20 protein-coding genes are annotated in these 18140 nt (G+C 63.0%); 6 read left to right on the top strand and 14 right to left on the bottom strand.

The window, feature by feature from the left end; genetic code table 11:
• Positions 1-7: 7 nt before the first annotated feature.
• From K1177_RS05365 to K1177_RS05355, 3 genes are read right to left on the bottom strand one after another with little or no spacing between them, the layout of a single operon-like run.
• Positions 8-805 (bottom strand): ABC transporter ATP-binding protein, encoded by a 798-nt coding sequence (locus K1177_RS05365; RefSeq protein WP_224702278.1) that lies wholly within the window; start codon positions 803-805, stop codon positions 8-10.
• Entirely contained in the window at positions 795-1829 is a 1035-nt protein-coding gene (locus tag K1177_RS05360) for a FecCD family ABC transporter permease (RefSeq protein WP_224702277.1), read from the bottom strand. Before K1177_RS05360 ends, K1177_RS05365 begins: the two co-directional genes overlap by 11 nt.
• Positions 1826-2833 (bottom strand): FecCD family ABC transporter permease, encoded by a 1008-nt coding sequence (locus K1177_RS05355; protein WP_224702276.1) that lies wholly within the window; start codon positions 2831-2833, stop codon positions 1826-1828. Before K1177_RS05355 ends, K1177_RS05360 begins: the two co-directional genes overlap by 4 nt.
• A gap of 107 nt (positions 2834-2940) precedes the next feature.
• On the opposite strand from K1177_RS05355, the gene K1177_RS05350 reads away from it, so the two are divergent.
• The 3 genes from K1177_RS05350 to K1177_RS05340 all read left to right on the top strand — a co-directional run bounded on the left by K1177_RS05350 (position 2941) and on the right by K1177_RS05340 (position 5821).
• Entirely contained in the window at positions 2941-3861 is a 921-nt protein-coding gene (locus K1177_RS05350) for an ABC transporter substrate-binding protein (RefSeq protein ID WP_224702275.1), read from the top strand.
• A gap of 45 nt (positions 3862-3906) precedes the next feature.
• Entirely contained in the window at positions 3907-4827 is a 921-nt protein-coding gene (locus tag K1177_RS05345) for an ABC transporter substrate-binding protein (protein ID WP_224702274.1), read from the top strand.
• A 175-nt stretch (positions 4828-5002) separates the two neighbouring features.
• The gene (locus K1177_RS05340; protein WP_224702273.1) at positions 5003-5821 is read left to right on the top strand and encodes a universal stress protein; all 819 of its coding nucleotides are present in this window, start codon (positions 5003-5005) and stop codon (positions 5819-5821) included.
• 46 nt (positions 5822-5867) lie between these two features.
• Here K1177_RS05340 and K1177_RS05335 read toward each other — a convergent pair whose 3' ends face one another.
• Positions 5868-6167: a hypothetical protein gene (locus K1177_RS05335; protein ID WP_224702272.1), complete on the bottom strand. Its 300-nt coding sequence runs from the start codon at positions 6165-6167 to the stop codon at positions 5868-5870.
• 124 nt (positions 6168-6291) lie between these two features.
• Between K1177_RS05335 and K1177_RS05330 the strand changes: the two genes are divergently transcribed.
• On the top strand, positions 6292-6888 hold the full coding sequence (locus K1177_RS05330; RefSeq protein WP_224702271.1) for a 5'-methylthioadenosine/S-adenosylhomocysteine nucleosidase: 597 nt from the start codon (positions 6292-6294) through the stop codon (positions 6886-6888).
• Here K1177_RS05330 and K1177_RS05325 read toward each other — a convergent pair.
• Positions 6885-7130: a hypothetical protein gene (locus K1177_RS05325; RefSeq protein ID WP_224702270.1), complete on the bottom strand. Its 246-nt coding sequence runs from the start codon at positions 7128-7130 to the stop codon at positions 6885-6887. The genes K1177_RS05330 and K1177_RS05325 overlap by 4 nt on opposite strands.
• A gap of 289 nt (positions 7131-7419) precedes the next feature.
• Here K1177_RS05325 and K1177_RS05320 point away from each other — a divergent pair, with 289 nt between their 5' ends.
• Positions 7420-7884 carry a cell wall hydrolase gene (locus tag K1177_RS05320; protein ID WP_224702269.1) on the top strand — a complete coding sequence of 155 codons (465 nt, stop codon included), beginning with the start codon at positions 7420-7422 and terminating at the stop codon, positions 7882-7884.
• Positions 7885-7917: 33 nt separating this feature from the next.
• Here K1177_RS05320 and K1177_RS05315 read toward each other — a convergent pair whose 3' ends face one another.
• The 5 genes from K1177_RS05315 to K1177_RS05295 form a co-directional block, all read right to left on the bottom strand.
• Complete coding sequence (locus tag K1177_RS05315) at positions 7918-8418, bottom strand: DUF2076 domain-containing protein (RefSeq protein WP_224702268.1); 501 nt, start codon at positions 8416-8418, stop codon at positions 7918-7920.
• A 78-nt stretch (positions 8419-8496) separates the two neighbouring features.
• Positions 8497-8769, bottom strand: coding sequence for an EscU/YscU/HrcU family type III secretion system export apparatus switch protein (locus tag K1177_RS05310; RefSeq protein ID WP_224702267.1), 273 nt, complete (start codon positions 8767-8769; stop codon positions 8497-8499).
• On the bottom strand, positions 8766-9815 hold the full coding sequence (gene fliK, locus K1177_RS05305; protein ID WP_224702266.1) for a flagellar hook-length control protein FliK: 1050 nt from the start codon (positions 9813-9815) through the stop codon (positions 8766-8768). The genes K1177_RS05310 and fliK overlap by 4 nt, the downstream gene beginning before the upstream one ends.
• 936 nt (positions 9816-10751) lie before the next feature.
• Complete coding sequence (locus K1177_RS05300; protein WP_224702265.1) at positions 10752-11495, bottom strand: glycosyltransferase family 2 protein; 744 nt, start codon at positions 11493-11495, stop codon at positions 10752-10754.
• A 166-nt stretch (positions 11496-11661) separates the two neighbouring features.
• Positions 11662-12162 carry a DUF1993 domain-containing protein gene (locus K1177_RS05295; protein WP_224702264.1) on the bottom strand — a complete coding sequence of 167 codons (501 nt, stop codon included), beginning with the start codon at positions 12160-12162 and terminating at the stop codon, positions 11662-11664.
• Positions 12163-12320: 158 nt separating this feature from the next.
• Between K1177_RS05295 and K1177_RS05290 the strand changes: the two genes are divergently transcribed.
• The gene (locus tag K1177_RS05290) at positions 12321-13136 is read left to right on the top strand and encodes an ion channel (protein ID WP_224703696.1); all 816 of its coding nucleotides are present in this window, start codon (positions 12321-12323) and stop codon (positions 13134-13136) included.
• Here the strand turns inward: K1177_RS05290 and K1177_RS05285 are convergent.
• The 4 genes from K1177_RS05285 to K1177_RS05270 are packed head-to-tail and all read right to left on the bottom strand — an operon-like array spanning position 13133 to position 18125.
• On the bottom strand, positions 13133-15841 hold the full coding sequence (locus K1177_RS05285) for a sensor histidine kinase (RefSeq protein WP_224702263.1): 2709 nt from the start codon (positions 15839-15841) through the stop codon (positions 13133-13135). The genes K1177_RS05290 and K1177_RS05285 overlap by 4 nt on opposite strands.
• The gene (locus K1177_RS05280; protein ID WP_224702262.1) at positions 15841-16074 is read right to left on the bottom strand and encodes a hypothetical protein; all 234 of its coding nucleotides are present in this window, start codon (positions 16072-16074) and stop codon (positions 15841-15843) included. The genes K1177_RS05285 and K1177_RS05280 overlap by 1 nt, the downstream gene beginning before the upstream one ends.
• Positions 16061-16444: a response regulator transcription factor gene (locus K1177_RS05275; protein WP_224702261.1), complete on the bottom strand. Its 384-nt coding sequence runs from the start codon at positions 16442-16444 to the stop codon at positions 16061-16063. The genes K1177_RS05280 and K1177_RS05275 overlap by 14 nt, the downstream gene beginning before the upstream one ends.
• A gap of 58 nt (positions 16445-16502) precedes the next feature.
• Complete coding sequence (locus K1177_RS05270; protein ID WP_224702260.1) at positions 16503-18125, bottom strand: helix-turn-helix domain-containing protein; 1623 nt, start codon at positions 18123-18125, stop codon at positions 16503-16505.
• Between the last annotated feature and the right edge of the window lie 15 nt (positions 18126-18140).

Raw genomic sequence — 18140 nt, 5'->3', positions numbered from 1 at the left:
CGCTGAACTAGCAGGTCCGCAGCGGCAGGCAGAGCGGGCGGCCATAGGCCGGGTCGGTAATGATCATGGCATCGACATTGAAGACCTGAGCAATCAGGGCCTCGGTCATCAGCTCGTCGGGCGTGCCGCAGGCGGCAACACCGCCATCGCGCATGAAGACGAGCTGGTCGGCATAACGAGCGGCGAGGTTGAGATCGTGCAGAACGAGGACGACCGTGCGACCGAATTCGGCGTTGAGCTGGCGCACGAGATCGAGACAATCGAGCTGGTGGGCGAGATCGAGATGGTTGACCGGCTCGTCGAGGCAGACGATTTCGGTTTCCTGCGCCAGCACCATGGCGATCCAGACACGCTGTAGCTGCCCACCTGAGAGCGAGCCAAGCGGGCGATCGCGCAGGCCGGTGACGCCGGTGCCAGCCATGGCGGCCTCGAGCGCGCGTGTATCCTGCGCGTCCCAGCGTTGCAGCATGGTCTGATGCGGATAGCGGCCGAGACGAACCAGCTCTTCTACCGTCATGTCCTCTGGCGCCGAGGGGTTCTGGGCGAGCAGGCCGATCTGGCGCGCCAGAGCCTTTTCGGACAGCGCTGCCACATCCATCTCCTCCAGCAACACCCGACCGGCGGCGGGACGATGGAGGCGCCTTATCGCGCGCAGCAAGGTGGACTTGCCGCAGCCATTGGGACCGGCAAGGACAGTGATCTTGCCACGCGGAATGTCCAGCGACACGGAGTCGAGCACGGTCTTGCCAGGGTAGGTAAGCGTGAGACCGTCAATGGAAATGCTGGGGGCGGAATTAGCCGTCATCACGTTGCTTGCTCATGAGCAGGAAGAGGAAATAGGGGGCGCCAATGATGGCCGTGACCGTGCCGGCCGGCACCTCGGTGGGCGAGAACAGCACGCGCACCACCAGATCGGCACCGACCAGCATGAAGGCGCCGAGCAGGAAGCTGCCGATGATGCCAGCCACCGTTGAGCGGCCGACGATAAGCCGCGCCAGATGCGGCGCCATGAGACCGACAAAGCCGATGGCGCCGACAAAGGCCACCGAAACGGCGGTGAGTGCCGCGGCCACCGCAAACACAAGAATGCGGAACACCGGCAGGTCCAGCCCGACGCTGCGAGCCGAGACTTCATCAAGGTCGGCGGGTGGGAGCTTGCGCGCCACCGCCAGCGCGAGGATCAGCAACGGCAGCAGAAGTAGAGCGGTGATCTGGATTTCCGTCCAGTTCACCTCATTGACGGCGCCCGCAATCCAGCGGGCCGCCTGGCTGGTGCGATAGATAGGACCAATCAGCATCATGACCATGACCAGGGCCTTGGCTACGGCACCCACGGCAATGCCAAACAGCAGCAGTCGTATGGCTGAGACAGATTGCCGTCCGCTCAGCAGGAACACCATGGCGATCCCCACGGTCGCGCCGGCCATGGCTGCCAGGGGCTGAAACACGATGGACGTCACCAGGGTGTTGGATTCATTGGAGAGCGCAGCCAGGAAGATCACAACACCCAGTGCGCCACCGTCGATGACGCCGAGCACGCCAGGAGAGGCCAACGAGTTGCGGGTGATCTTCTGGAGCAGGAAGCCAGCGACCGCCATTCCGCCGCCTGCAAGAATGGCGATGACCACGCGCGGCAGGCGCAGTTGCAGCACAATGAGGGACTGTGTCTTCTCGCCGACGCCGAGGATCACGGCGGCCACCTTGTCGATGGGAATCCAGCTCGAGCCGAAGGCAACGCCACAGAGCGCGAGCAGGACAAGGGCAGATGCCATGACCACGAGCATGGAGGGCGCGCGGGACGCTGAAAGGGGTGTGACCAACAAACTCATGCAGCCCTCCGGCGCAGCAGAACCACGAGCACCAGGCCGCCCACAACCGCCGTGACGGCACCCACCGGCGCCTCGACCGGATAGATGACGAAACGGGCAAGCACATCGGCCAGCGTGGTGTAGATCGCGCCGATCAGCGCGGCCGCCAGCATCAGCGGGCCATGGCGCAGGCCAGCGAGGCGACGCGCCGCGTGCGGTACCACCAGGCCGACAAAGCTGACCGGCCCGGCCATGGCCACAGCGGCGCCGCTAAGCAGTGAGATCGCCAGAAAGCAGCCTACACGCACCAGGCTCACTGGAACGCCGAGGCTGACGGCCGTTGCGTCATCGGCCTGCAGTGCGTCGAGCGGACGAACGAGTGCAAAGGCTATGGCACCGCCGGCCGCAATGAACGGCAGGCCATTGATGGCCAGGGCCATCGGGCGGTCGACAAAGGAGCCAGCCAGCCAGAACATGAGGTTCTGCATCTGCGCCTCATTGCTGGTGAGGATCAGTTGCACCACGGACTGGCCGAGCCCGGCAATGGTTACGCCGATGAGGACGATGCGGATGGGGGAAATGCCCCCTGCCCCAGCCGCTATGGCAAAGACCAGCATGCTGGTGAGCAACGCGCCGAGTGCCGCAACGAGTGACAGGCCAGCCAGCGAGCTGATGCCCAGCGTGGCGCTGGCCAGGACGACGGCCAACGACGCGCCGGCATTGAGGCCCAGGGTATCCGGCGAGGCAATACGGTTGCGCGAGAGTGTCTGCACCAGCACGCCGGCGACTCCGAGGCCCGCGCCGACCATTGGAGCAAGGATGGCCCGCGGCAGGCGCAGATTCACCAGAACCGTCGCCGTCTCTGATCCATCGAAGGCGAAAATCGCCTGATAAAGCTGGTCAAGCCCATAGAGCCGATAGCCCACGGTGGCGCTGACCAACATGGCCGCAATCAGCAGCAGCGTGAGGCTTGCAATAGTGATTGCAAAGCTTTGCCGGGCCGATTGGACGCGCGGGACGGTCATGGCTTGGCTCAAGGCGACACCCGTAACTTGAGATTGACAGTCATATTAGTTTCTGTCTGATTGCGCAGATCATTTTATGACCCACCTTGTCAAGTTAGAGAGTGCAAATGTCCCTGCTTCGATCCACTCGCGCTGCCATCGTGGCGCTGGCCATGCTGGCCGGGCTACAGACCGCGATGGCACGCGAAATCACCCACGCCATGGGCGTCACAGAGGTTCCCGATGAACCGCAGCGCATTGTCGTTCTGACCAACGAGGGCACAGAGGCGCTGCTGGCGGTGGGCGTCACGCCGGTTGGTGCAGTGCGCTCCTGGCTTGGCAATCCGTGGTATGACCATATCGCCGCCCAGATGGCCGAGGTGACCGTGGTGGGTGAGGAATCAGCGGTCGACCTCGAGGCCATCGCCGCACTGCAGCCGGATCTGATCATCGGCAACAAGACGCGGCAGGAAAAGATCTACCAGCAGCTCTCGGCCATTGCTCCGACCGTGATGTCAGAGCGGCTGCGCGGGGATTGGAAGATCAACATGGCACTCTACACCGAAGCCGCCGGGAAGGCTGAGGCAGGCGCTGCGGCGCTGGCATCCTTCGACGCCAGGGTGAAGAAGCTGGCCGAGGAAGCCGGTCCCCTGCTCAAGGAGCGCATTTCTCTGGCGCGCTTCATGCCATCGATGACCCGCATGTACTACAAGGACACTTTTGCAGGCCTGATCCTGTCGGAGATCGGCTTTGCCCGTCCGGCTGTTCAGGACCAGGACACGTTTGCCGACGAGATCGGCAAGGAACGCATCCCGGACCTGGACGGCGACCGCCTGTTCTACTTCGTCTATGAGACCGGCGACGGCGCCGGCGACAACCAAGCCAGTGACTGGCTGGCCGATCCGCTGTGGCTGAACTTGCCCGTGGTCAAGGCCGGCAAGGCCTATCCGGTGTCGGACGCCATCTGGAATACGGCCGGCGGCTATATCGCCGCCAACCTGATGCTGGACGATCTTGAGGCCAATTTCGGCCTCGCCTCGACCCGCTAATCCCGTTCCTGCCGCATATTGCCAAGTCTATTTGAGAGTTTGACCATGCCATTGCGTTTCCTGGCCGGCTGTGCCGTTGCCTTTATGCTGGCGGCCCTGCCCGCCTCTGCCCACGAGGTGACCCACGCGATGGGTACGACGGACGTGCCCGAACACCCGCAACGGGTGGTGATCCTCACCAATGAGGGCACCGAGGCGCTGTTGCATCTGGGTGTCGTTCCGGTGGGAGCGGCGCAAAGCTGGGACGCCGACCCGTTCTATGCGCACCTGCAACCCCTGCTGGGGAACGCGGTATCGCTGGGCACCGAGACGGCCATCAATCTCGAATTGGTGGCCGCTCTGGAGCCGGACCTGATCATTGGCTCCAAAGTGCGTCAGGAGAAGATCTATACCCAGCTCTCGGCCATTGCCCCCACGGTGATGTCGGAGACACTGGGCGCCACCTGGCTGGAAAACTACCAGTTCTATGGCGAGGTGCTGGGGCTGGGCGACAAGGCCAGGACCAATGTGGCAGAACTGGAAGCGCGGGCCGATGCGTTGGCGGCAGCCATTGGCGAGGGCGTCGAGGACGAGATCTCGATGGTGCGCTTCTCGCCGTCGCGTGTGCGCATCTACCAGAAGGCCAGTTTCCCCGGCGTGGTGCTGGGCCTGGTGGGCTTTGCCCGCCCACCAGCGCAGGACAAGGACCAAACGTTCGAGGAGGTGACCAAGGAGCGCATTCCAGACATGGCCGGCGATCGCATCTTCTACTTCTCTGCCGACAATGACGCCCAGGATGACAAGGCCAATCTCGACGAATGGCTTGCTGACCCGCTGTGGCAGAACCTGGATGCGGTGAAGGCTGGCCGGGCGCAGCGCGTGAGCGAACTGGCCTGGAATGCCGGCGGCGGCATCTATTGCGCCTATATGATGCTCGATGACCTGGCCGAGATCTATGGCGCCACCCTGCCGCCGGTCACCCCGTAGGCAATAAACTAGCGCCGGGCGGCATGTGCGACCCGGCGCAAATCCCTTGGAATGAGCCCAGCTCTGCCCTACCTGAAGGGATACCGTCGCGACCTGAATTTGTTTGCGGTTGATCCTGATCAAACAATTGACGCATCACCATATTAGGGTGGAGCCACATTGAAGGAGACCCGAGATGGACATTCGCAATATCGTCGTCGGCCTTAACGTTGAGATGGACCAGCCCGAGCTGCTGTCTCTGGCAGTCGACTTGGCGACCCAGCACAAAGCCACTTTGACCGGGTTCAGTTCCGCGCAGCCGCCTGTGACAACCACTGTGGGCGCAGGCGATGTGGCGGGAGCGCTCTATGTTGAACAGATGCAGGTCATTGAGCAGGGCGTTGCCCGCGCCAAGGAGCATTTCCTCGCGGCTGTGCCAGACACCATTGCCCACAAATGGGTGGGCGGCGTGCAGTGGCCCGCCAACGGCCTGATCGATTTGGCGCGCACAACAGACCTGATTGTGTTGGGCGCAAGTGAAAACAAGGGGCAAGACGCGGCCAGCGCGATCGATATCGGCGAAGTGCTCCTCGGCGCCGGGCGCCCCGTCCTGATTGCAGCCGAAGGTGCCGGCAAAGTTGTTGGCGACAAGATTGTAGTGGCGTGGAAGGACACCAAGGAAGCCCGACGCGCCATCGTGGATGCCCTGCCCTTTCTTAAGGCCGCCAGCGACGTTCAGGTGCTGGTCATCGACGAAGGCAACCTGGCAAGCGAGCGCGCCAGCATGCAGGACGCAGTTGCCTGGCTGCAGTCTCATGACGTGAAGGCGCGCGGTGACGTGTTGCCCAACGAAGGTGGCGTTGCCGAAACAATCGCGAAGGCCGCCAAGGACGCCGGTGCCGATCTCGTCGTTAGCGGCGCCTACGGCCACAGCCGCCTGCGCCAATGGCTTGTTGGTGGCATGACACGCGGCCTATTGGGCACGAACGGTATCCACCGTCTGCTCTCGAACTAGCCTTCGCCAGCACCAGGCGCGGCAAGATCGTCGCGCCTTTTGCTCCCTAGAGATCGAGTTGCCGCGGCCAGTAGACGTCGCTGTCAAAGTCGTGAGGAATGCGCGACAGGCAGCAGATTGCCTTCATGGCAAATTCGACTTGCTGAGCATATTGCCGCAGATCTTCCGGCACGGGCAGCCCGGTGAGAAACTCGCGACGTCGCCATTCGTGCAGCCGGACTGCACGCAGACGACGGGTGGCCTCTGCCTCGACGTCTTCGACGCTCACCCGGTCACTGACAGATTGCTGCCCCTGCCAGCCTGGTTCGGTCCATTCCCTGGAATTGCCGATCTCTGCGAAACGCACTTTGGGTTCCTGCTGCCTTGTCGACCGGTGCGGCCGCGCAATAACTTCAGATTGTCACACGCTCCTTACCGAAGCGGTAACAATCCGGCTTCGCAAGCCTGCCAGCTATGCTAGCTTTGCAAGCATGAGCATCCTCTACGTCATGGCTGCACAAGCCGAATACGGTCCCCACCTCAGGGCGCGGATTGCGCCGCTGATGACGGGCGTCGGCCCTGTAGAGGCGGCAGTGGCGGTGACCCGGGCGCTAGCCACCGCGCCGGCTTTGCCCAAAATGGTGGTGTCGCTGGGGTCGGCTGGCTCGCGCATGTTGCAGCAGTGTGGTGTCTATCAGGCCAGCTCGGTCAGCTACCGGGACATGGATGCTTCGGCACTCGGGTTTCCCAAGGGACAGACACCGTTTCTGGACCTCGCGCCCGTCCAGCCTCTGCCCCTGAGTGTGCCGGGCATAGCAAAAGCCAGGCTATCGACAGGCGCCGATATCGTGTCAGGCGCCGCCTACGACGCGATCGACGCAGACATGGTGGATATGGAGACCTATGCGGTGCTCCGTGCCTGTCAGGTCTTTGACGTTCCGCTGATTGCCTTGCGCGGTATCTCCGACGGTGCCCAGGAGCTAAGCCACGTCACCGATTGGACGCAATATCTGCATGTCATCGACGAACGACTGGCCGCTGCGGTTGATCAGATCGAGGCCGCTGTATCGGCCGGGACATTGCCCTAGCGGTGTAGCTTGCGGTCGCGGCGGGCGCGCCGCCAGATTGTCCACTTCCGCAGTCCCCTCACGATGGCGAGATTCACGGGGCCCTGCAGGAAGGCAAGGTCGATGGCCAGCAGCAAGAGCCCTAGGGGTAGCATCCAGATGCCCAGGACCGGCAGGAAGCTGAAAATGCCGCCAAGCACCAAAAGAAAACCGAGCGGGACACGAATCCAACGCGCTTCGGGACGGCGAAGGCTACTCAGCATGCCCACAACCTGAGGCGGCACGCTGCGTTGTAGCCTGTCAAACTGTCGGTCGAGGCGTGCACGGTGTTTGGCCACAGACTGTCCCTTTTCGGCGATCGCGATCCAACTGGATGTAGTGTCACAGCAAGGGCGTTCCAAGGGGGGCGTGCGCCTTTGAACCTGCCACATGGGGGTGAGGTCGACCTGGAGCGACGTTAGGGTTTTGCTAACCTTCCGGCTCAGACTTTCCTTAAGCCTGAAGAGTCATATTCGCGGGTAATTGCACAATTGCAACACTTGAGGATTGCCCATGCGAAACACGATCAAAGCGGTGCTTCAGGCCGCAGCGCTCGCGGTCGTCGCGTCCAGCCTGGGTGGCTGCAGCCTGTTCGGGATCAGTTTCGGCACGGCGCAATTGAGCCCCAAGGAATGCCTGATGCGGGCCATGTATTTCGAATCCAACCGCTCCAGCGCCGAAGGCATGCTTGCTGTCGGCACAGTGGTCATGAACCGGGTGAATGATCCGCGCTATCCCAAGTCCATCTGCGGCGTCGTGGGCCAGAAGAACCAGTTTGCCCAAGGCGTGATGACCAAGCGGATGACGGACAGCGGCGCTGTCCTTGCCTCGCAGATGGCCGACCAGGTGCTCAATGGCGCCCGCCACCCCGGCGTGCGCTCCGCCCAGCATTTTCACACTGCCGGGCTGCGCTTTCCCTATAACAACATGCACTATGTGCTCGAAGCGGGCGGCAACGAGTTCTACGAGAAGTATTGACGGCGCGCCGGCCGGAATCGACGGCGGTTCGTGCTAGAAATCGCCGCCCATGTCAAAGCCGCTGTCGTCCATGTCAAAGCCGCCGGAGTCGACATCTGTGCCGGAATCGTCAGCAGCGGGCTGATCGGTTTCGCTGGCGTGTGCACCGCCACTGAACAGGCCAGCCAGGGCGCTGCCCAGCAACATGCCGCCGGTGACGCCCAGGGCCGTCTGCGCGGCACCGGCGAGGAAACCACCGCCCTGCCCGCGCGCCGGCTGTTCCGCCCAATCGCCACGCGCGCCAGTGCGATCCCATGGTCCACGGGGGCGCTCACGCTCACGTTCGAGTTCTTCAACGCGCGCGCGGGCCTCGCGCAATGCCTGATCCTGCATCACCACCACCTGGGCCAGATAGTAGGGTGCGGGCGGGAAGGCCTGCAGCCTCTGCTGGATCAGGTGCTCGGCGTCGCGGTCGCGGGGCGCGCTTGTGCGGGCCACATCCTCGATACGGTCAAACAGATCACTGATGGCCTGCTGGTCCTGCTGGTTGGGCATGATGCACCTCCGTGACAAAAACTGTCTGGAGAGGACATGGGAACCAGTACGCCGCCCTGCAATGGGCAGCCGTTCAATTCAGGTCTTCTTGCTGGTGCGCAACACATAGCCGATCACGATGGCGACGGCCTCGTAGAGCTCTAGCGGTATGCTGTCGTCGATGGGCACACTGCTCAGGGCCTGGGCCAGGACAGGATTGGCTTCGATGATGATGCCATTCTCCTCGGCAAGGGCGACGATGCGCTCGGCCACAAGGCCCCTGCCCTTGGCCACGACCCGCGGGGCGTCGCGCGTGCCTCTTTCGTATTGAAGGGCTATGGCGAGAGCGCGGTCCTTGGGAGCATCGCTCATGAACGGGCATCCACGAAATGGCCGGAAGGACCGGGTGCTGGCGTCTGCGGCGCACCATGGCGCACGATAACCGAACCGGGTTGCAGACCGACGCTCGCCAGAGTGTCGCGCAGGGCATTGATTTCGGATTCGAGCGCCGCCGATGTCTCCGCATCAGCAGCCCAGAGCATCACGCCGGTGGTGCGACCGCGCAGCGTGACCTGTGCGCCAACCTCGCCCATGTCGGGTACGTTCATGGCAAAGCGCATCTGCCAACCGCGTTCGTTTTGGTCCTCGCTGGCGCCATGTTCATCGCGATGGATCTGCATCTGCAAAAGCGTCTGCTGGCCGGAGATGACCACCGGCAGGTCCAGGCTCCAATCGGCATTGCGGGTGGCGGGGTCGGGCAAGGATGCGTGTTGGTGCAGGCGCATGCGGGACAGCGCGGCATCGGTACGGTCCAGCAACTGCTTGCCGACGGACTCCGAACCACTGGCGGGATCAACAGGCGCCGGCAAGGGCCCCTTGGCTCGGGGCACCTGGCCACGCAAGGGCGGCGGAGGCTGGGCCACGGCTGCCAAAGCGCCCTGCTGACCCAGCCAGGTAGCAAGGGATTGACGCAAGCCAAGCAGGGCAGACTTCATGTCAGTCTGGGCCGTGGGCAAGCGCGCCGTGGCATCGCCCAAGGCAGCCTCCTGGAAGATACCAGAGCCAAGCACAGCCTTTTGCAAGGCAGCGCCGTTGAGCTTGCCACCATCAAGCACAACGCGATTGGCCAATACCTGCTGGGCGGCGCGAATGACAGGCTCGGGCAGCGCGACCTTGCCGGCTACGGCTGTCAGCGCAGCCGTCAGACTGGCGATGCTGTTCTGCCGTGGCAACGCAGCTTGCACCATCTGGGCCAGCGCAGCTTGGGGCGCTGTGGCCTGCGGTGGAGGAACGACTGCAGAGTTTGGCGCCACAGCACCGGGCAACATTGCTGGGGTTCCAGCCTGCGGCGCTGTCGGCGCCGTGACCGGTGGCGGGCTGCTGGGATAGGCCGTGCGCAGCGCGGCGGTGGGCGCCATTGGGGTCGCCTGCGTCGGTGGTGGCGCAGCAGACGGAATCGGTGCGCCGGGTGTTGGACCGGGCGAGGTCGTGACGGGTGCCGCGGCTGAGGGCACTGGTGCAGAAGCTGTAGTTGGTGGCGTTGGCGTGGCTGTGGTCAGCGGTGCAGGCTGGACCGGACTGGCGGCACCAGGAGGGCCTGCCGGTGTGGACGCGGGCGAAGCGGCACCAGCGCCGGGCGGCGCGGCCTGCGATGGCGCGATGGCAGCAGGGGTTGTGGAAGCAGGCGTTGCCGCAGCAGGCGTTGCGGCAGATGCGGCGGTTGGTGGGGGCGCTGGGTTTGCCGCTGGCTGGGCGGCGGGGATGGGCGCCGACGCAGATGTGCCAGTAAGCGTAGTCGCGGTTTGGGTGCCGGGGGGCGTTGCGCTTTGTCCCTGGGGTGTCGGCGCCTGGCCTGGGCGGGGCTCAACAACGAGCGTGGTGGCGGCATTGGGCAAAGGCAGGGTCGTTCTGGCCTGGGGCGCAGGTTGGGCCTGGGGCGATGGTGCACCGGGGAGCGAGAGCGCCTTGATGCTTGCGGCCTGGATAGCGAGACGCAATTGTGCGCCGGTGCCCTGAACGTCAAACTTGAGGATGTCCCCCGCCTTGGCGGCCAGCGGTAACAGCAAGTTGAGCGACTGGCCGGCGATCTGGACCTGGGTACCACCATTTGGCGCCGGGCCGATGACCTTGCCCTCGAGAGTCTGGCCAGCCTGCAAAGCCAAGGCCTGCAGCGCGGTTCCGCGTGCAGCGGCAATGATCTGGGGGAACTGGCTGGGGATCGACATGGCGTTCCGGCCCCGGCCGCACCATGCGGCAGCGCTAGTCTAGCGCAGCGTTAGCATCGCCTGATTCTGTCCCGCTTGGGAGACTTAACGTCGGGTGACCACGCCGGCGCGATTTGGTCGCTTTTGTGATCAGTCCGGGCGGATATCGGTATAGGCCTTGGTGGCCGGCTTGCCGCGGAAGGTGACCCAGAAGAAGTTGAGCGTATAGGTCCCCGCCGTGCGGAAGACGCCTTCCTTCTCAAGACGACGGCCGGATGTCTTCATCTTGAGTGCGAAGGTCCATTTGACCGCGCCGACCTTGGAGAGGCGCACGGCCACGTCGGTGTCTTCGCCGAAGAATTCGATCGAGCGGTCATAGCCGCCAACCTGCTGCCAGGCGGCGCGCTTGAAGACGAAATTGCCGCCCTGCACCACTGAGCCGACGCGCAGCACATAGCGGTTGAGCACGTAGATCAGCCAAGTAAGGCCATAAAAGGCATTCACCAGGAAGCGGTTCCAGGCGCTCATGTCATAATAGACATAGGGTCCGCTGAGGCAGACCAGCTTGGGATCGCGGTTGAATTCGCTGAAGACGGTATCGAGCCAGCCGGGCGGGACGATGGTGTCGCTGTCGATATTGGCGACGAGGTCAAAGCCTTCGCTGGCGGCAAAGCCGGCATCGCGCGCGTTGACCAGCCCCTTCTTGGGTTCATCAACCACACGCACTGTGGGGAAACTACGAGCAATCTCGCCGGTACGGTCAGTAGACGCGTTGTTGACGACGATGATGTCGGCGTCGACCTTGGCACGGGCCACTTCGGCCACGACCGATTCCAGGCATTTGCCGATCAGCGCCTCTTCGTTATAGGCCGGAATGACGAATGCCAGTTTCATGCTTGCCTCATGCTGGTCCGGGGCTTTGCGACGGTCGCCGGGACGCTATTTCCCATAGCGCGCCGCAACCCGCGCGCGGAATGCAGTGGCTGCAAATAACCTTTGCGCCGCCCCGCGGCAACTGCTTGTTGCCAGCACGGGGCGACGCAAGGCGCTATCGAACCGTTCAGCCGATGTAGTCGCGCTTGCCGATCGGCACCCCATTGGCCCGCAAAATGGCGTATGCCGTGGTCACGTGGAAGTAGAAATTCGGCAGGGCGCGCTGGTTGAGATAGTCAAGCCCCGCCATGGTCACATCGTTGCCACCGAGCTTGAGCGTTACCTGGCGGGTGGCGCTGTCGACGAAGTCCTCGCGCTTGGTGGTGGCGAGAAGGTCGAGCGCTTTGCGAATACGGGTGCGCAGCTGGTCGAAGGTCTCCTCGGTGTCGGGCCAGGACGGAACCTCGTGACCGGCAAGGCGCGAGACGCAGCCCTTGACGTGATCGGTTGCGATCATGATCTGGCCGCGGAACGGGATCATGTCGGGCGCCAAACGGGCGTTGGACAGTACGGAAGTGTCGAACTTCCGATCGGCAGCATTGGCCTCGGCTTTGTCCATGATGGACAACAGATTGGTCAGCATGCGGGTGAAGACAGGCACGGACACGTCGTATAGGGACACAGTCATCGGAATTTACCTTGCTTGGCGATGTGCAGAGTTCGGCAAGACCATCGGCGCATGATGCGACGCCACGGCACCGGCCGAACGAGAAACACAGCAGTCACATGCGCCTGCTGCAGCACCGTGACAAGTCAAATGGAGCGACATATGCAGAGGTGCGTATCATGACCCAGACAGAAGCCACCTCGACACGCCCCAATCCTCCCGGCCGATTCCACCGGCTCCGCTCCAGACTGCGCCTGCTTTACCACAGCCAGTCGCGGCCAGCTCAACGGTTCCAGTTCGCCGTATTGGTGGTCGATCTGGCGATCGTCGTGTTCTTCATTGCAGCACCACTGTTGCGCGAGAATGAGTCGTTCCTCTGGATCGACCTGTCCATTGCCGCGCTACTGGCGCTGGACCTGGGGGCGCGGGCCCTTGCCGCAACGGATACGGTGCGCTGGGCCAAGCAGGTGCCAGTGATCCTGGACTTCCTCATCCTGATCTCATTGTTGCTGCCCGTCTGGTTGATCAACCTGGGGTTCCTGCGCATCCTGCGCTTGTGGACGCTGACCCGAAGCCCGCTGTTCTGGCGACCACTGCGGCGCCTTGGGCTGATAGGCTATCGCGAACCCATCCAGGCGGTGATCAACCTGTTGGTGTTCCTATTCGTGGTCACGGGCTTTGTCTACGTCTCCTTTTCGAACAGGGGGGACACCGGCATCAGCGGCTATGTCGACGCGCTCTACTTTACAGTCGCCACCGTCACCACTACCGGATTTGGGGACATCACCCTTCCCGGCACTGGCGGGAAACTGGCCTCGATTGCCATCATGATCGTGGGCATCTCGCTGTTTGTGCGCCTGGCGCAAGCCATCTTTCGCCCCAACAAGGTGCACTTCCCCTGCCCGCAATGCGGCCTGCAGAAGCATGATCCTGACGCCGTGCACTGCAAGGCCTGCGGTCATGTGCTCAATATTCCGGATCAGGGACGCGATTAGCCTGCGCCAACGACTGGAAGGCGCACGCGGAAGCATGCGCCGCCCAGCGGGCTTGGAACGAGATCGAGCGTGCCGTTCATGCGGGCAATGATCTGTCGGGAAATCGCCAGGCCCAAGCCTGCGCCGCTCTGGTCGCTCGCCCCATGTTGCCCGCGCGAAAATTTCTCGAAGATCAGCGTGCGCTCGCTCTTGGGTATGCCGGGACCATTGTCGGCGATCTCCACCACATAGCTTCCGGCGCGAACGGACGAGGTAACGCGTAGCACTGCCTTGGTGGCATTGTTGTATTTGACCGCGTTGGAAATCAGGTTGATGAAGACCTGACACAACCGGTCTGCGTCGCCCTCCACCATAGTGCAGCCAGCGCGCGGCCCCTGTTCGACCCGCATGTCCCGCTGCCGCAGCAGTGCATCACACACCTGCAGGGCCCGCTCCAATGCGGCTTCGGCATCAACAGGACGGTTTTCCCAACTGCGCTCACCCCGCTCAAGAGCGGAAAGATCAAGGATCTCATCCAGCAGTCGGGTCAGCCGCAGGCTTTCCTGGTGAATTGTCGAGACAAAGTGTTGCCGCTGGACGTCATCGATCCCCTGCGGATCGAGCAGGATTTCGGAAAACGACCGGATCGAGGTCATGGGTGTGCGGACCTCGTGACTCACCTGGCTGAGGAACTCGTCCTTCTGGCTATCAAGCTCCCGGAGCTGTGTGTTGGCATCCTCAAGCTTCTGAGCGGTGGAACGCAGTTCTGCAGAGGTCTTCTCCAGCTGCTGAGAATATTCAATGACCTGCTGGGTCTCATCGGCCATCTGCATCATCTCTTCGAGCGACACATCGCTGCCCGACACCACTTTTGACAGCATGACATGGGCCGAGGCAGCCCCGATCGAGCCAGCCAGTTCCCGCTCGAGCTTGCCAATGAAGGCCGGCGACGGCTCGAGCATGTCGGGATCAACGCCAATCTCGCGGGCCGCCGTCTCGAAGAGCGCCGCGGCACGCCGCTCACCCAAGACGCGTTCCGCCACGAAGAACAGATCGTTGGCTGTCGCGGACCCACGAACGAAGTTGCCACGCTGCGCTGCACCGCGCCGGAAGACATCGACAAAGAGCGTCGACTGGATGCGCTCAAGCGCCGATTGTTTGGTCAGCAGCGACACAACGGTGAGCGTGACGACATTGATGGTGAGGCTCCAGAAGGCAGCGTGCGACAGCGGATCGAGGCGGTCGAGACCGAACAAGGCTTCCGGGCGCAACCAGGCAATGCCCCAGGGCCCGTGCTGCACCAGCATGGCCACTTGCGGCGACACCGATTCGAACGATGGCAGAAAGCTGCACCAGACCCAGATGACAAAACCTGCGGCAATGGCGGCAGTCGCGCCCTTGAGCGACGCATCTCGCCAGAACAGTGCTGCCAGAACAGCCGGGAAAAACTGGGCAATGGCGGTGAACGAGATCAGTCCAATGGGCGCCAGGGCGTTGGAGTCGCGGGTGAAGAAGAAATAGAAAAAGCCCAGCGAGAGGATGAGAATGATCGAGACGCGCCGGGCGACCAGAAGCAGGTGGCTGACCCCCTGCCCGTCGGCGCTGGGCTGGCCCGAACTGAAGCGCAGGACCAGCGGCATGATAATGTGGTTGGAGACCATGATCGACAGGGCGATCGATTCCAGAATGATCATGGAGGTGGCCGACGAGAAGCCACCGATAAACGCCAGCAGTGCCAGTGGGCTTTGGCCATAGAACATCGGCAGGGTCAGCGCGAACATGTCCGGGTTGGAGCCGGCCGGCATGACGGTGAGCCCGAACACGGCAATAGGCAGGATGAACAGGCTCATCAGCAACATGTAGGCCGGAAAGGCCCAGCCGGCGACGCGCAGGTGGCTCTCGTCCGAGTTCTCAACCACCGTCACCTGGAACTGCCGCGGCAAGCAGACGATCGCAGCGACCGAAAGCACAAGCGTGGTCACCCAGCGGTCGCCAAAGCTGTTCTCGGTGGGCGCACTAACGCCCATCTCGGCAGCGCGGCGGAAGATCGGCTCAAGGCCCCCGCCGACGTAAACGACGAAGATCCCGACCCCCAGCAGGGCCGCCAGCTTGACCACGGCTTCGAAGGCAATAGCGGCCACAACGCCATGGTGTTGCTCCTTGGCGTCGACGTGGCGTGTGCCGAAGAGAATTGTGAACAGCGCCATGGCGGCGGCAATGCCGAAGGCCAGTCCGACATCGTCAATGCCGGCTAGGCTCCCCTGGCCGAATTCGGACGATCCGGCGACGGCCTGGATCGAGGACGTCACGGCCTTGAGCTGCAACGCGATATAGGGCGCTATGCCGATCACGGCGATACAGGTGACCAATACGGCCAGCCGGTTGGACTTGCCGAAGCGCGATGACAGCAGGTCCGCCAGCGAAGTGATGCGCTGATCGTGGCTTATGCGCACCAATCGCCGCAGCAAGAACCACCAACCGACGAAGACCAGCGTGGGTCCAAGATAGATGGTCAGGAACTCCAGCCCGCTGCGGGCGGCGTTGCCGACGGCACCGTAGAAAGTCCAACTGGTGCAATAAACCGAGATTGAGAGGGTATAGACCGCGGGCGAATGGAGAAATGACTTGGTATTGGCCCGCGCACGGCGGTCACCAAAAAACGCCAGCACGAACAGCAGGCCCACGTAGCCTACGGCGGTGGCGATGACGAAGTCAGCCGACAGCATCACTCATCCTCCAGGCCGTCTGGCTTGCCAGAAGTGTCGGGGGCCAGCGTACGGCTCAGCCAGGCAGTGCCGATGATTAGTCCCAGCCAGACAAGGAACAGGTAGATCACGATCTGGGGCACGCCGAAGTGGCTGATGGGCTGATTGAATACCAGCACCAGGGGCGGGACGAGCAAAAGAGCACCGAAGACGGTCAGGGCCAGCATGGCGCTGACGCGCTTACGCGGCTCCACCGATATCACCCAGCAGAGCGCGCACAGCGCCGACAACATCGGCATTGGCATAGGGCTTGGTCACAAAGCCATCGGCGCCGAGCTCCTCGGCAGTCCTGCGATCCTGCTGCTGGCCCTTGGCAGTGAGGATGAGCACCGGCACGGCAGCGAGCTCGGCACTGGCGCGAATCTGCTTGAGCACGTCGAAGCCGCTTCGCTTGGGCAGCATGACATCGAGCAGCACCAGGCGCGGTCTCAGGCGACGCACGGCCTCGAGCACGGAATCGCCATCGGTCACCGCACTGACGTTCCAGCCAGCCCGGCGCAGGATGAAATCGAGCGATTCCAGAATGCTCGGCTCATCCTCGGCAATGAGAATGTCGATTGCCAAAGTCCCCCCTGATCCTGCCGCGGTCTCCCCTCCGCAGCGGTACCGCAGTTAAGCGCAATCAGCCGGGATCGCCAAGCGCAAATGCTGCCGGCAACAACGGTGCACGCGTCCGCGAGGAATCGCCGGACGGCGAGAGCGTCTCTTCCTGCCGGCTGGCACAATCGCGCCGAGTACAAAGCCGACAACTCGGACCAACGGGAACGTCAGCCGACAGGTCGTTGAGATCGAGGCCCGTGGCGTAGATGGTCCGGTCGGCATGCAGCACGTCGCAGGCCAACATCACCGATGACGCCACAACCTGCTCACGGAAGGAGGCCGTGCGTCGCTGCACCGTGCGCGCCAGAAAGAGATAGCGCGAGCCATCTGAAAAGCGGACGACCTGGCGCGTGGAGACGTCAGGCGTGCGGAAGGCGCCGTAGATTGCCCAGAGCGGACAGGCATGACCGCTGTTGGGCAGCAAGAGACCGGGCAACGGGAAGTGTTTGGTCAGACGCCCAGCCGGGTCCGAGCGCAGGAAGCCGAAGGGGATGCCCTGCTGGCCGGGACGCCGCAGGGTCACCAGGCGATGGGCAACCTGCTCGTAGCTGGCGTGATAGACCTGCCGGAGATGATCGATGTCATAGGCGCAGCCTTCGGCATCTTCGAGGACCTGTTCGTAGGGAAAGACCATCGCGCCAGCGAGATAGGAACCAATGGCCCGCGAGGCCAGTCGCCGGGCCGTAGGCGTCGAGAGCACGGCGCTTTGCAGCGCCTCCGCAATGGCATCGGGAGCGGCGAGTTCCCCAAATAGCCGCGCAAGTTGGAACTGGCGCGTGGCCAGGGTGGTTGCGCCGTGGAACCACATGCGACGACCAGCGGATTCAAAGCGATACTGCCCCGGAAAATCCTCTTCATCGGGCGGACCTCCGACGACAACGGTCACGCCGAAGCGCTTGTCGAGGAGCGCGGTGAGCGTGGCCACGCCAAACGCGCCGTGCCCCTCGATTTCTGCCCGCAGTTCTTCTGCGGCATGCTCCAAAGTGGGGAAGTGGTTGTCACGCTCGATGATCAGGTCATCGATCTCGCGCACAGGGGAGACGCTCCGGCGGATCTGACTGGAGGTATCGAACTGGCCGATCAGATTTCGCGCGACATCAGACAGGGCGCGCGTTTCACGGCCAATTGCTGAAAGGAAACGCTGGCGCTCAGCGTCATCGAGATCGGGGACATCCTCCAGGATTTCCGCGCTGGACCGAATGGCGGTTACACCTGAGACGATGCGGTGAAGCAACTGGCTCAGCAAGGGGTCTGACCGCAGTCGATCAGCATAGGCATCGGCATTGGAGACCGCATTGCCATAAGCGCGGTGCAGCCGGGCCAAAGCGGCGGCGCTGGCCGGATACTGCGCCACCAATTCGCGCCTTTCGTCGGGCTGAAATGGCAGCGACTCGACCATGGGGTCGGCGAAGGCCTCTTCCAGGTCCTGCAGAAGCTTCTGCTCGCTCTGACCGGTCAGTTCATCGATATCGATATCAAGATGAGCGGCCACCCGGTTCAACAGAGCGCCACCTATGTCGCGTTTGTTGTTCTCGATGAGATTGAGATAGCTGGGCGAAATACCAATCAGGCGGGCAAGACCCGCCTGCGAAATCTTCAATGATTTCCGTCTGTTGCTTATCCGAAAGCCGATTGGCGCCCGCATAGCCCTCCCCCTCCC

This window comes from Devosia aquimaris, from assembly GCF_020169335.1.
Taxonomy (GTDB): Bacteria; Pseudomonadota; Alphaproteobacteria; order Rhizobiales; family Devosiaceae; genus Devosia; species Devosia aquimaris.
This window is presented reverse-complemented; position numbering and strand designations above follow the sequence as displayed.